Genomic DNA, 13,542 nt, shown 5'->3' with positions numbered 1-13,542 from the left:
TTTCGGTTGAGGAGGGGCCATGGACTGGCGGGACGTGATCGGCGAGCTGGACGCGGGCACGGAGCGGATCATCGGGACGCTGGGCAAGCTCACCGAGCAGGATCTGCGCGGTCCGTCCGCGCTGCCGGGATGGAGCCGCGGGCATGTCGCCACCCATATCGCCCGCAACGCCGACTCCCTCTGGAACCTGCTCGAAGGGGCCCGGACCGGGGTGGAGATCCCGCAGTACCCGAGCCTGGACCGGCGCAACGCCGACCTCGACGCGGGCGCCGGGCGCGACGCCGGCGCGCTGGTCGCGGACGTCCGCGCCACCGCCGCGCGGTTCGCCGAGCAGGCCCGCACGCTGCCCGAGGACGCCTGGAACGCTCCGGTGAAGGCGATGGGGGGCTGGCCGCACCCCGCCTGGTACACGGTGTTCCGCCGGTGGAACGAGGTGGAGGCGCACCACGTCGACCTCGCCGCCGGGTACGGGCCGGCCGACTGGCCGGAGTCGTATGTCCGGTGGTCGTCGGCCGCGACGCTCGCGGACATGGCGGCGCTGCCGGCCGAGCAGCGCGGCGGGCTCGCCGGATACCGGATCACCGCGACCGACTACGGCAAGGCCGCCGACCTCGGCCGGACGCCGGGCGGCCCCGAGGCGTCCGGCTCTGGACGGGCGCTGCTCGGCTGGCTGAGCGGCCGCACGGACGGCGCGGGCGTGCACGTCCGCCCGGAGGGCCCGCTCCCGGTCCCGCCGCCCTGGCCGCACCGCCCCGCCGGGTTCTAGGCCGGGTCAGTCGTCCCCGGCGAGCCGGCGCAGCGCGTCGGCGGAGCGGACGACGATCGCGTTGCGCGTGACGGACACGCTGTCGCGCAGCGGCTCGGCCGCGAGGATCTGCGCGACCTTCCGGCGCCCCATCCCGGTCCAGCGGCCGAGGTCCTGCTGCGAGATCGGGACCCGGACGTGCACGCCCTCCTCCGTCGCGCCGCCCGGCCGCTCCTCCTTGACCGGTGTGCCGAAACGCTCGGCGAGGCGCAGGAGCCGGGAGGCCAGACGGTGCTCGGGGTCGTCGGGGAAATGGGCGACGCGCAGGTCGTTGGAGTCGCGCAGCCGCTCGGCGAGGACGGCGGCGACGGCCCACCCCGACCCGGGATGGGCGTCGAGGACGCCGCGGAACCGGGCGGCGGGCAGCACCAGCGCCTCCACCCGGGTCAGCGCCTCGACGTTGGCGTGCCGGATCCCGCCGTCGGCCGCCTCCACCTCGCCCACCAGGTCGCCCGGCCCGAGAACGTCCAGGATGGCGATCTCGCCGTCCCGGTCCACCCAGACCTTCACGGCGCCGGCGCGCAGCACGAAGACCTGGGACGCGCGGGTGTGCTCGCGCATCAGGAACGCCCCCGGCCGGATCACCACCGGGGCGCCGGCCCCGCGCAGCGCCTCCCGGGTGCGCGGGTCCAGCGCGTCCCAGAACCGGGTGGTCTCCATCCGGCCTCCTCACCGGACCCGGCCGGGCCGGGGCCGCGAGCCTCATGATCACGGTGTCATCGTCCAGTGAACGCGGCGCCGCGCCGATGGACAACCCGTCCTCCGGCCCCGCCCGCGAACGCCGTCCGTCACATGTCGAGTGATCTTTCGGATTCGAGCAGGTTGTCGAGGGCGCGGACGCGCCGGACGCAGTCCGCCGCCGCGGCCCGGGCGCCCAGCGCGAGGTGCGACTCGCCCAGCAGCTCCAGGGCCTGCCGGAGCCCCCGCCGGTCGTCCATGTCGCGGCGGATGGCGATCTCGGCGTCGACGTGCTCGACCGCGCGGGCGTGCTCGCCGAGCAGCTGGGACGCGCGGGCCATCGTGTGCAGCGCGTGCGCCTGCTCGCGGGCGGCGCCCAGCTCGGCGGCCAGGTCGAGGGCCCGCCGCCCGGTCTCCAGGGCGTCGCCGGCGCGGCCGAGGTCGAGGTGGATGGCGGCGAGGTGGACCAGGCCGGTGGCCTCGCTGTGCCGGTCGCCGACGTCGCCGAGGTAGCCCAGCGCCTCCAGCTCCTGCGCGAGCGCCTCCTCGGGGCGGCCGGCGCGGCGCAGCACGGCGGCGAGGGTGTCCAGGCCGACGCCGAGCCCGTACCAGTCGCCGCCCGACCTGCGCAGGTGCAGCGCCTGCCGGGCCGCGCGCTCGGCCTCCACGGGCAGGCCGAGCCAGGAGTAGGTGCGGGCGAGGCTGCCGAGCGTCCCGGCCATGCCGCTGCGCGCGCCGAGCCGGCTCCACAGGTCGAGGGCCTCCAGGCCGAGGACGAACGCCTCCTGCGGGCGGCCGAGGCGGCGCATCACGACCGACAGGTGCTCCAGGTCGTGGGCCTCGCCGTGCTGGTCCCCGATCTCCCGGCGGATCTCCAGCGCCCGCAGCAGGTGCTCGCGCGCCTCCCGGTGCCGGCCGAGCCGCCAGTGGACGATCCCGATCTGCGCGAGCGTCTCCGACTCGCCGTGCCGGTCGCTGGTGTCGCGGTGCAGCCGGAGCGCCTCCCCGCAGTAGGTGAACGCCTCGGCGAACTTCGTCGCCTCGCACATCAGCATCCCGAGCGTGGTCAGCGCGCGCGCCTCCCCGTGGCGTCCGCCCAGGGCCCGGTACATGCCGAGCGCCTGCTGGGCATCCTGCTGCGCCATGTCCCGCAGGCCGAGCGCGGCGTTCATCCGCGCGAGTTCCGTCAGCGCCTGGGCGGCGCCGTGCATGTCCGCGAGTTCCTGCCTGATGGACAGTGCCTCCAGCGCGTGCGTCACCGCCTCATGGACGTTCCCCTGGCGCCGGTGGACGCCGGCCACGGTCAGCAGGGTCTCGGCCACGCCCGCCTGGTCCTCGATCCGGCGCCGGACGGTGAGCGCCTCCGCCGCGTGCTCCAGCGCCGTCTCGTAGTCGCCGAGACCCAGGTGGGCGCGGGCCAGCGTGCTGCGGCTCTTGGCCACTCCCCCGTCGTCCCCCAGCCCCTCGTGGATCTCCAGGGAGCGCCGCGCGTGGTCGATCGCCGTCAGGTAGCGGCCCAGCACGACGTGGACGTCGGCGAGCGTCGCGAGCGTGACCGCCTCCCCGTACCGGTCGGGCGGGTCGGCGGCCCGGAACGCGCGCCGCGCGTCCTCCCCGTAGCCGATGGCCTGGACGGAGCCGCCCAGCGCGAACTGCGCCACCGCGAGGTTGTGCAGCATCACGGCCGCCGCCGCCCAGTCCTCCTCGGTGCGGGCGGCGTGCAGGCCCGCCTGCTGGACGGCGATGTTGTCCTCGCTGTAGCGGCGGAACTCCTGGAAGTCGAACAGCGCGTCGGCGAGCTCCCAGCAGGTGCGGTGCAGGCCGAGCCGGGCGGCCTGGTGGACGGCGGCGACCAGGTTGCGCCGCTCCGCCTCGAACCAGGCGAGGCCCGCCGCGCGCTCCGCCGCCGACGGGCGGCCCCGCGCCTCGCCCCGATGGGCGGTGGGACGGGGCCGGCCGGGCAGTGCGGCGTCCGCCTCGCGGGCCGCGGCGAGGTAGCCGGCCAGCAGGCGGCGCTGCGCCGCCTGGAGCTCGCCGTCGGAGTCCTCCCCGAGCCCGCGCTCGCGGGCGAAGTCGCGCAGCAGGTCGTGCATGCGGTAGCGGTCCGGGCCGACGTCCTGCACCAGGTACGCCTGCCGCAGTCCCTCCAGGCACTCGCGCGCCTCGTCCACCGTCCGGTCCTGGAGGGCGGCGAGGGCGGCGGGCGTGAAGTCGGGGCCCGCGACGAGCCCGACCCTGCGGAACGCCTCCCGCTGGTCGCGGCGCAGGCTCCGGTAGGCGATGTCGAACGTCGGGTCGACGACGGCGCTCAGCCCCGGCGCGGACGCCCCGGGCGCCGGGGCGGCGGGCGCGTCCCGGGCGGCCAGTTCCCGGACGGTCCCGGCGATCGACTCGGCCGGGTTCTCGGCCAGCCGGCCCGCGATGACGCCGAGCGCCAGCGGCAGGTGACCGCACTCGCGGGCGAGCCGCACGATGGCCTTCTCCTCGTCCCGCACGCGGGCGTCCCCCGGCCCGAGGACGTTCGCGATGAGGTCGACGGCCTCCTGCGTCGCCATCTCCCGCAGCTCCAGCGTCCGGACGTCGGCGCCTTCGAGCGGCGCGGGCAGCCGCCGCCGGCTCGTCACGACCACCAGCCCGGACGCGACCGCCGCCACCAGCGGCCTGACCTGCTCGGGCCGCACGGCGTTGTCGAGGATCAGCAGCATCCGGCGGTCGCCCAGCAGCGACCGGCACTGCGCCGCCAGCTCGTCCTCGGTGCGCGGGAGCTGGTCGCCGGGCACGCCCGCCGCGCGCAGCACCTGCCCCATGGCCTCCGCCGGGGTGACCGGGCTGCGGGTCGTGCCGCGCAGGTCCGCGAACAGGACGCCGTCGGGGAACCGGTCGGCGACGCGGTGCGCCCAGTGCAGCGCCAGTGTCGTCTTGCCGACCCCGGCCATGCCCTGGACGACCACCGCACGCGGCCACACGGACTGGCCGACCAGCAGGTCCAGCTTGCTGAGGCTCACCGCGCGGCCGGCGAAGAACGGGTTGTCGGCGGGCAGCCGCGCCACCGGCGGGCGGCCGCCGGGCGGCCCGAGGCGCACCGGCTCGCGCGCCGCGATCGCGGCGTCCCCCGCGGGCCGGGCCGCGGACCCGTCCCGGCGGGCGGGCTCGGCACCGGTGGCGGGCCACTCGTCCCCCCAGGGGCTCGCGGCGCGGCGCAGCCGCTCGACGTCCAGCACGGTCAGCGGCCGGGGCCGCTGGTGCAGGATGCCCTTGGCCCGCCACGACCGGAACCACCGCACCAGCGTCTCGCGGGAGATCCCCGCCCAGTTCGCGAGCTCGGCCTGGCTCAGCTTCAGCGGGATGCGCGTCTCGTCCCCGGTGCCCGGCTCGCCGAACCGGTACGCCAGCTCCAGCAGGTGGTAGGCGAGCCGCTGCGGATGGTCGGCCGCCCGCACCGCGTGCCGGCGGCCGCCGAACGTGACGCTCTCGGAGATCGCGTGCATCATCGCCTCGGCGACCCGCGGGCTCGCCGCCAGCAGGCTGCGGAACGTGCCACGGTCCACGCGCAGCGCCGCGACGTGGTCGAGCGCGGCGACGGTGCCGCGCTGCGGATGCCCCCACGGGCCGAGGAAGCCGACCAGGTCCCCGGCCCCGAACAGATCGATGATCGACTCGTCCCCGTCGCTGGAGTCGACGAACTCCTTCGCCACCGCGTTGCTCGCCGCGCGCGGCGACGCCTTGAACACCACGAACACGGCGGGCGCGACCGACCCCTGGTGGCACAGCATCCCGCCGGGCGGGATGTCGGTGCGCCGGCCCATGGCGCGCAGGGCCTGCCGGTCGGTGGGGTCGAGCCGGTCCCAGAAGCTGCCCGGCCGCACCTCGGGCACGTGGTCGGTCCGCACGGGGTCGATCAATCCGGTCACCCTCCCGCCATCGCCGCCGCCAGCGTCCAGAAGAGGAACAGCACCGAGGTCGCCACCGCCCACGCGACGGCCTGCGAGGACAGCTCGCCGCAGCGGTGCGCCGCCGACAGCAGCCGGCGCAGCTCCACGTCGCGGACCCGGTCGTCCAGCGCGGCCGCGGACGCGAACGGCGTCCACGGCACGCCCGGGTCGAGGGGCGAGCCGGTCCGGCCGCGAACCTCGCCGAGCACCGACAGCAGCGTGCGGCGCGACCGGACCGCGTAGCCGGCCGAGATCGCGAACGACCCGGCCGGCACCGGCAGCAGCACCAGCGCGGGGAGGCCGGGCAGGCCGGCCGCGAGCCGGGAGACGGTCCCGGCCAGGACGAGGGCGAGGAACACCGCGGCGATGGCGGAGTCCCGGCCGCAAAGCCGGACCAGTGTGCAGGCGTGCCCGAGGAGGTCCTCCGGCTTCTCCCTGTCCGGTCCGGGACGGAATGCGGTTACCAACGCTTCACCGTCCTCACGGTCGAACCTGATCTTCCAGTTCCCATGCTGCAGTGGCAAGACGGGATTTTCCGTCCGTAAGCGCACGCTTCGGCTGCGTCTGGCGACTCATTCTCCTGGCGGGACCTGCCCGCCCCGGGCCGCGCGATGATGGAAGATGGTCTCCGCACTACGACGGGGAGGACCCATGACCTACACCGGGAACGTCGAGACCGGCGGGCGCCCCGACGTCCGGGAGCTGCCCGGGCTGTCGGTCACGAAGGTGAGCGTCGGCCCGTACGACAACAACGCCTACATCCTGCGCTGCACCGCGACGGGCGAGCGGCTGCTCATCGACGCGGCCAACGAGGCGTCCCGGCTGCTGGAGCTGATCGGCGACGGTCCCCTGACGCGCATCGTCACCACGCACCGCCACCAGGACCACTGGATGGCGCTGAGCGAGGTGGTGCGCGCCACCGGCGCCCCCGTCGCCGCCCATCCCCGCGACGCCGAGCCGCTGCCCGAGCCGGTCGCCGAGCCCGTCGAGCACGGCGACACCGTCCGCTTCGGGCAGGTGTCCCTCGAGGTCGTCCACCTGCGCGGCCACACGCCCGGCTCGATCGCGCTGCTGTACGACGCCGGCGGCGAGCTGGCGGACCGCCCGCACCTGTTCACCGGCGACAGCCTCTTCCCCGGCGGCGTCGGCAACACCTGGGGCGACACGGCCCGCTTCAAGCAGCTCCTCGCGGACGTCGAGGAACGCGTCTTCGACCGACTCCCCGACGCCACCTGGTTCTACCCCGGCCACGGCAAGGACTCGACGCTCGGCCGCGAGCGCCCGTCCCTGCCGGAATGGCGCGAACGAGGCTGGTGACTCCGCGGGCCCGGCCCGGAACAAGTGGTGCGGGGTGTTCGTTGGCCCCATCACCACCGGGCCGAACCAGGAGACGACCATCCACGAACTCGACGAGGTGGACCCGGGACCCGCCCTGCGCTACCCGGCGGGGTCCCTGGTGCTCGTCGCCGGGCTTCCGGGGGCGGGCAAGAGCACCCTGCTCAACCGGCTCTACGGGCTCCGCGGCGACGAGACGGCCCCGGTGCCCGCCGGCGGCGTGCTGGTGATCGACTCCCGGCAGTCCCGCAACTGGTGGGCGCGGTTCCTGCGCCCCCTGCCCGTCCGGCTGCGCACCCCGCTCGTCCACGCCACCCACGTGTGGCGCATCGGACGCGCGATCCTCGCCGGGCACGGCGTGGTCGCGCACACCCGCGGCACCTGGCCGCACATCCTGCACCTGTTCGGCTGGCTGGCGCGGCGGCGCGGCGGCCGGCTGCACCTGATCCTCATCGACGTGGCCCCCGAGACCGCCCGCGCCGGCCAGTTCGCCCGCGGCCGCGTCGTCACGTCCGCCACCTTCAACCGGCACTGCCGCCGCTGGCGGCCCCTGATCGACCGCGCCCGCGGCGGCGACGCCCTCCCGCCCGCCGCCGGGGTCACCGTCCTGGACCGCACCGCCGCGGACAAGCTGCAGGCCATCTACTTCAGCTGAGGGCCGTGAACCAGCGGACGATCTGGGCGGTGCCCGCGAGGTTGCTCCCCAGGTGGCGGGACTCCCCGTAGGGCCGGTCGCCCACATCGACGACCGGGACGCTGACTCCGCGCTGCCCGAACCAGGCGGCGCAGTGGCCGGTGTTGGCGGTCGTGGCCTGCTCGTCGCCGGCCATCTTGTAGAGGCGGACGGGGACGCGCGGGGTCCAGGCGGTGCAGACCTCCGCGTCCACGCGCAGCGCCTCGGCGAAGGTGCCGGTGGGATGGCTCAGCACCTCGAAGCCGCGCGGCTTGAGGAGTTCGCCGAGCGTGTCCGGCAGGCCCTTGAGCATGACGGACCCGGGTGTCGTGCCGTCGAAGTACTTCTCGACGCGGCCCGCGTACTCGTCCTCGAACACCTCCGACGGCGTTTCGTAGATGCCGCCGTGGATGCGGTTCCAGGACGTGAGCAGGTACGCGGCGTAGGCGACGGACATCTTCTCGTCGAGGTCGCCCTTCAGCAGGGCCGGCAGCTCGGCGCCCCGGAAGTCGTAGGCGCCGCTGATCGGGGCCACCGCGCGGAGACGGAAGCGGCGGTCGGCGCCGTCCTGGAGGGCCCGGGCGAGGCCGAGCGCGGACGAGGCGCCCTGCGAGAAGCCGGTGGCGAAGACCCGGCCGTCCAAGGTCCGCCCCTCGCGGGGGGCGAAGTGGCGGGCGGCGCGGAGCATGTCGAGGGACGCGGTCGTCTCGGACGGGACGTCCTTCCACGGGTGCGCGCCGGGGCCCATGCCGAGGCCGAGATAGTCGGGGGCGACAGCCGCGAATCCGGCGGCGGCGTAGGTGACGGCCGGGCCGCGGCCCCAGACGTCGTCCGCCACGGAGGGGGCGTCGGGCTTGTAGCTGGTGGTGCCGTGCGCGTAGGAGACGGTGGCGAGGTGGCGGTCGCGATTGCGGGGCAGGACGAGAAGGCCGCTGGCCGTCGTGGCGCGGCCGCGGCTGTCGATCGTCCGGTAGACGAGGCGGTAGGCGTCCACGCCGTAGCGGACGGCCGAGGCGTCGAAGTCTTCGGTCGCCAGCCAGGCGCGGACCTCGGCGGCGGACATGGCGCCGAGACGGGTCGCGGAGACCAGGTGCCCGCGGGCGGCGTGCTGGAGCCCGATGGCCGGGCGGTGGTCCAGGGCGGCGGAGGCGGGAACGGCGGTGGCGGTGATCGCGGGGGTGGTCAGCAGGGCGGTGGCCAGCAGGGTGGTGGCCAGCAGGGCGGTGGGCAGCAGGGCGGCGGTCAGTCCGGATGCGGTGCGCGTCATGGGGCAAGCCTTCCCGCCGGCCGGCCGGACCGGCATCGCGCGCGCGGGTGATCTCTCCCCTCGTACCTGCGGGGGTCTTCCGGGAGGCGGCAGGATGCGGGGCAGGTCAGCGGGGAGAAATATAGGGTCGGAAGATCGGGACGACGAGAGGCGGCAGCATGGCGCAGCAGGTACGCGGGGTCGTGGCACCGGGCAGGGGGCAGCCGGTGCGGATCGAGACGATCAACGTCCCGGACCCCGGGCCGGGCGAGGCGGTCGTCGAGGTCCAGGCGTGCGGGGTCTGCCACACCGACCTGCACTACCGCGAGGGCGGGATCAACGACGAGTTCCCGTTCCTGCTCGGGCACGAGGCCGCCGGGGTGGTCGAGTCGGTCGGCGACGGGGTGACCGAGGTGGCGCCGGGCGACTTCGTGGTCCTGAACTGGCGGGCGGTGTGCGGGCAGTGCCGGGCGTGCCTGCGGGGGCGTCCCTGGTACTGCTTCAACACGCACAACGCCGCGCAGAAGATGACGCTGGAGGACGGCACCGAGCTGTCGCCGGCCCTCGGGATCGGGGCCTTCGCCGACAAGACGCTGGTGGCGGCTGGGCAGTGCACGAAGGTCGACTCCGCGGCCAAGCCCGAGGTGGCGGGACTGCTCGGGTGCGGGGTGATGGCGGGGCTCGGCGCGGCGATCAACACCGGCCGGGTCGGGCGCGGCGACTCGGTCGCGGTCATCGGCTGCGGCGGCGTCGGCGCGGCGGCCGTGCTCGGCGCCCGGCTGGCGGGCGCCGCGAAGATCATCGCGGTGGACCTGGACGAGCGCAAGCTCGCCACCGCGTCCGCACTGGGCGCCACGCACACGATCAACGGCAGCGAGAAGGACGTCGTCGAGACCGTCCGGGAGCTGACCGGCGGGTTCGGCGCCGACGTGGTCGTGGACGCGGTCGGCCGCCCGGAGACCTACGAGCAGGCGTTCTACGCGCGGGACCTCGCGGGGACCGTGGTGCTCGTCGGGGTTCCGACGCCGGAGATGAGGCTGGAGCTGCCGCTGCTGGACGTGTTCGGCCGCGGCGGTTCGCTGAAGTCGTCCTGGTACGGCGACTGCCTGCCCTCGCGCGACTTCCCGATGCTCATCGACCTCCACCTGCAGGGCCGCCTGGACCTCGACGCGTTCGTGTCCGAGACCATCGGGCTGGACGACGTGGAGGCGGCGTTCGAGAAGATGCACCACGGCGACGTCCTGCGCTCGGTGGTGGTGCTCTGATGGCTCCGGCTGCGCCACGGGCGCGCATCGACCACATCGTCACGTCCGGGACGTTCTCGCTGGACGGCGGCACCTGGGACGTCGACAACAACGTCTGGATCGTCGGCGACGACAGCGAGGCGGTCGTCATCGACGCCGCGCACGACGCCGGCGCGATCGCCGCGGCGGTCGGCGACCGGCGGCTCGTGGCGATCGTGTCCACGCACGGGCACGACGACCACATCGACGCGGCGCCCGCGCTCAAGGCCCGGACGGGTGCGCCGATCCTGCTGCACCCGGACGACCTGATGCTGTGGAAGCAGAGGCATCCGGACATCGGCCCCGACGGTGATCTCGCCGACGGCGAGGTCATCACGGTGGCGGGGACCGGGCTGACCGTCCTGCACACGCCCGGCCACTCCCCCGGCGCCGTCTGCCTGCACGCGCCGGAGCTGGGCACGGTGTTCTCCGGCGACACGCTGTTCAACGGCGGGCCGGGCGCCACCGGCCGGTCGTTCTCCGACTTCCCGACGATCATCACGTCGATCCGGGAGCGGCTGCTGACGCTGCCGGCGGAGACGACCGTCCGCACCGGGCACGGCGACTCCACCACGATCGGCGCGGAGGCCCCGCACCTCGACGAGTGGATAGCACGCGGTCACTGACCGGGATAGTGTCCCCGGTGGCGGACAGGCGTCCCGAGCCGGGAGGGTGCGATGCGACGGGCACCGCTGGCCCTGCTGCTGTGCGGAGTGCTGGCGGGGTGCGGGCAGAGCGCCGAAGGGGCGGCGGGCCGCGTCCCGCCGCCTGCCGCGCCCGCACCCGCCCCCACGCCCGCCGCGACGGCGGCGACCGCGAAGCCCCAGCCGCTCGGACGCGTCGGCGGGTGGCGCGTCACCACCTACTACACGGCGCTTGAGAGCCTCTACGACGGCGAGCGCAAGGCCGTGAAGGGCTGCACGCGGTTCCACTGCTCGCACGGGAAGGCGCCGCTCGGGTCGTATCCATCGGACTTCCTGAAGGTCGTCCAGATGGAGGGCAGCGGGCGCATCACCGCGGGCCCGCAGCGGGGCCGGTACCTGAACTGGTCGCACAGCGTCGGCTTCTGGCTGGACGACACCACGCGCGACTCGCAGGGCCGCCCGCTGAAACCGTGGACGTCGGCGGCGGCCGACACGTCGGTCCTGGCGCGCGGCCAGCGGTTCGCGATCGTCGGCTGCGGCAAGGACGGCACCGGCCGCCGCATCGGGCGAGAGGTGTGCGAGGCGTTCCGGAAGGCCCGCTGGACGGTCACCGACCTGTTCCGTCCCGGATACGGGGGCGAGAACCACGCCGACGTCTACATCGGTGAGGAGAAGGGCGCGCGGCTGTCCGAGTCGCCGTTCTACACGACGCTGAACGGCGCCACCCTCGGCCCGTCCTAGGACGGCACGCGCTCGGACGGGCGGGGCGACGCGAGCCGGGTGGCCTGCGTCCGGCCCCGGAGGGTGACCTCGTCGCCGAGCGACCACCGCGCGGCCTCCTCCGGATCGGCCTGGGCGACGAGCGAGCCCGCGGCGAGGACGCGGTCCTCGGTGTTCTTCGCCATGTCGGTGAGGCGGGCGGCCTCGTTCACCGGGTCGCCGATCACGGTGTACTCGAAGCGCTCCTCGGCGCCGATGTGCCCGGCCACCGCCTCGCCCGCCGAGACGCCGATCGCCGCCCGCAGGTCGGGCACGTCGGCGCGCAGCCGGCGGGCCAGTTCGCGGGACGCGGCGAGCACGCGGCCGGGGAGGCCGTCCAGCGCGAGCGGCGCCCCGAAGACCGCGAGCGCGGCGTCGCCCTCGAACTTGTTGATCCAGCCGCCGTGCGCGCCGATGACCTCGACGACCACGGCGAAGAAGTCGTTCAGCAGCCGGACGACCTCGGCGGGCGGCCGGTCGGCGGCGAGCCGGGTGGAGCCGATGATGTCCACGAAGACCACCGCGACCTCGCGCAACTCGCCGCCGAGGTCGATGCCGCGCTCGACGGCGACGCGGGCGACGTCCTCGCCGACCTGCCGGCCGAACAGGTCGCGGAGCCGCTCGTGCTCGCGCAGCCCGGCGGCCATGTGGTTGAACCCGGCCTGCAGCAGCCCGACCTCGCTCGCGTCGTAGACGGGGACCTCGACGTCCAGGTCGCCGCGCTGCACGCGGGCGAGGCCGCGCCGCACGGACTCGACCGGGTCGGCGATGGCGCGGGCGGCGGTGTAGGTGACGCCGAGCCCGACGAGCAGCGCGATGCCGCCGAGCGCGAGCACCGCGATCGCGAAGTCCCGCACGGTGATCCTGGCGATCAGGAAGGAGCCGATGGCGAGGGTGATCAGCCCGAGGATCGGGACGGCGGTGCCGAACCCCCAGGCGAGCACCGAGCGGGCGACGACCCCGGGCAGGCCGGTGCGGCTCGGCAGTTCGCTGCGCAGCGCGGTGGTCACCGCGCGGCGGAGCAGCCGCTCGCTGAGCAGGTAGACGATCGTGCAGGTGGTGAGGCCGCCGAGCAGGCTGGTCAGGCCGAGCTTGACGGCGAGCAGCCCGGAGAACGGCGCGTTGATGACGACCCAGCCGATCGTCCCGATGCCCCACAGCGTGAGGTGCAGGGCCATCAGCCGCAGCGGCCCGTACAGCAGCAGGGCGCGCTCGTGCCGGTCGGGTTCCTCGTGCCGCTCGACCAGGCGCCGGACGCGGCGGAAGAACCGCTCGCCGAGCAGCAGCCCGACGGGCACGGCCGCGGCGACGTAGGCGGTGAAGACGATCAGGTTGATGAGCTGGAGCCGCTCGGAGACGTGCCCGACCGGGTCGGGGACGACGACCGCGAACACGAGCACGACGAGGGCGCCGCCGAGGTTGGCGAGGCCGGTGGCGATCGTGACGAGGATCCGCGCCCGGCGGGCGATCCGCACGCGGGAGTCGCCGGGGGCGCCGTCGATCAGCCGCCACAGCGGACCGAGGAGGCTCCGCCTGGCCCGGGGCGCAGGCTCCGCCTTTTCGGTCTCCATGATCGAGCAGATTAGTCGGTCATATCTCTCATATCCCCACACCAAGCGCGCGACCTCGGGGAGGGATTGCTCACTCAGGTACGAATCGGGTCCAGCAGGCGGTGCGGCGACCGCAGGACCATGCTGACCGGGTCGGTGCGGCGCCGGACCCCGGGCCCCGCGTGGATCTCCAGCTCCTCCGGCCGCACGTGGCGGCCGCAGGCGGCGCACGTCCCGTCCGGGCCGATGCGGGTGCCGCAGGCGGCGTGCAGGAAGAAGCGGGACTGCTCGGCGGACAGGTGGTCCTCGGCCCAGCGGGCGAGCGTGTGGACGACGGGCCACAGCTCCATGCCCATCTCCGTCAGGACGTAGTCGTGGCCGTCCTTGGCGAGGACGCCGGTCTCGACGAGCGACTGCAGCCGCGCGGACAGCACCGCACGCGGAATGTCCAGGTGGACGTGGAAGTCGCTGAACCGGCGCACGCCGTAGAAGGCGTCCCGGACGATCAGGAGCGTCCAGCGCTCCCCCACGACCTCCAGCGCGCGGGCCAGCGAGCAGTCCTGCGCCGCATAGTCCTTGCCGAGTGCCATGCATCCCACACTACCCGCCCGGGGGTTCATTCAATGAACTTGGACGT

At 74.9% G+C, this 13,542-nt stretch carries 12 protein-coding genes; 6 read left to right on the top strand and 6 right to left on the bottom strand.

The window, feature by feature from the left end:
- Window positions 1-19 precede the first annotated feature (19 nt).
- Window positions 20-766 carry a maleylpyruvate isomerase family mycothiol-dependent enzyme gene (locus AL2_RS28095; protein ID WP_067638786.1) on the top strand — a complete coding sequence of 249 codons (747 nt, stop codon included), beginning with the start codon at window positions 20-22 and terminating at the stop codon, window positions 764-766.
- Between the two features lie 6 nt (window positions 767-772).
- On the opposite strand, the gene AL2_RS28090 is transcribed toward AL2_RS28095, so the two are convergent.
- The 3 genes from AL2_RS28090 to AL2_RS28080 form a co-directional block, all read right to left on the bottom strand.
- Window positions 773-1,465: a Crp/Fnr family transcriptional regulator gene (locus AL2_RS28090; RefSeq protein ID WP_067638783.1), complete on the bottom strand. Its 693-nt coding sequence runs from the start codon at window positions 1,463-1,465 to the stop codon at window positions 773-775.
- A gap of 128 nt (window positions 1,466-1,593) precedes the next feature.
- The gene (locus AL2_RS28085; protein WP_067638781.1) at window positions 1,594-5,385 is read right to left on the bottom strand and encodes a tetratricopeptide repeat protein; all 3,792 of its coding nucleotides are present in this window, start codon (window positions 5,383-5,385) and stop codon (window positions 1,594-1,596) included.
- A gap of 5 nt (window positions 5,386-5,390) precedes the next feature.
- Window positions 5,391-5,939 carry a hypothetical protein gene (locus AL2_RS28080; protein WP_157438419.1) on the bottom strand — a complete coding sequence of 183 codons (549 nt, stop codon included), beginning with the start codon at window positions 5,937-5,939 and terminating at the stop codon, window positions 5,391-5,393.
- A 127-nt stretch (window positions 5,940-6,066) separates the two neighbouring features.
- On the opposite strand from AL2_RS28080, the gene AL2_RS28075 reads away from it, so the two are divergent.
- Window positions 6,067-6,732 (top strand): MBL fold metallo-hydrolase, encoded by a 666-nt coding sequence (locus AL2_RS28075; protein WP_067638777.1) that lies wholly within the window; start codon window positions 6,067-6,069, stop codon window positions 6,730-6,732.
- Window positions 6,733-6,766: 34 nt separating this feature from the next.
- On the top strand, window positions 6,767-7,405 hold the full coding sequence (locus AL2_RS28070) for an ATP-binding protein (RefSeq protein ID WP_245667003.1): 639 nt from the start codon (window positions 6,767-6,769) through the stop codon (window positions 7,403-7,405).
- Here the strand turns inward: AL2_RS28070 and AL2_RS28065 are convergent.
- A complete protein-coding gene (locus AL2_RS28065) occupies window positions 7,398-8,690 on the bottom strand; it encodes a lipase (RefSeq protein ID WP_067638775.1) in 1,293 nt (430 codons plus the stop codon). The two genes, AL2_RS28070 and AL2_RS28065, sit on opposite strands and share 8 nt — an antisense overlap.
- A 158-nt stretch (window positions 8,691-8,848) precedes the next feature.
- On the opposite strand from AL2_RS28065, the gene AL2_RS28060 reads away from it, so the two are divergent.
- The 3 genes from AL2_RS28060 to AL2_RS28050 are packed head-to-tail and all read left to right on the top strand — an operon-like array spanning window position 8,849 to window position 11,337.
- Window positions 8,849-9,934: an S-(hydroxymethyl)mycothiol dehydrogenase gene (locus tag AL2_RS28060; protein ID WP_067638771.1), complete on the top strand. Its 1,086-nt coding sequence runs from the start codon at window positions 8,849-8,851 to the stop codon at window positions 9,932-9,934.
- The gene (locus tag AL2_RS28055) at window positions 9,934-10,578 is read left to right on the top strand and encodes an MBL fold metallo-hydrolase (RefSeq protein ID WP_067638769.1); all 645 of its coding nucleotides are present in this window, start codon (window positions 9,934-9,936) and stop codon (window positions 10,576-10,578) included. Before AL2_RS28060 ends, AL2_RS28055 begins: the two co-directional genes overlap by 1 nt.
- 51 nt (window positions 10,579-10,629) lie before the next feature.
- A complete protein-coding gene (locus AL2_RS28050; RefSeq protein ID WP_067638767.1) occupies window positions 10,630-11,337 on the top strand; it encodes a hypothetical protein in 708 nt (235 codons plus the stop codon).
- On the opposite strand, the gene AL2_RS28045 is transcribed toward AL2_RS28050, so the two are convergent.
- Window positions 11,334-12,926: an adenylate/guanylate cyclase domain-containing protein gene (locus AL2_RS28045; protein ID WP_067638765.1), complete on the bottom strand. Its 1,593-nt coding sequence runs from the start codon at window positions 12,924-12,926 to the stop codon at window positions 11,334-11,336. The genes AL2_RS28050 and AL2_RS28045 overlap by 4 nt on opposite strands.
- A gap of 74 nt (window positions 12,927-13,000) precedes the next feature.
- Complete coding sequence (locus AL2_RS28040; RefSeq protein ID WP_067638763.1) at window positions 13,001-13,495, bottom strand: winged helix-turn-helix transcriptional regulator; 495 nt, start codon at window positions 13,493-13,495, stop codon at window positions 13,001-13,003.
- Between the last annotated feature and the right edge of the window lie 47 nt (window positions 13,496-13,542).

This window comes from Actinomadura latina NBRC 106108, assembly GCF_001552195.1.
Taxonomy (GTDB): domain Bacteria; phylum Actinomycetota; class Actinomycetes; order Streptosporangiales; family Streptosporangiaceae; genus Spirillospora; species Spirillospora latina.
Note: the sequence above shows the minus strand (reverse complement) of the source record. Positions and strands in the feature narration are given on the sequence as shown.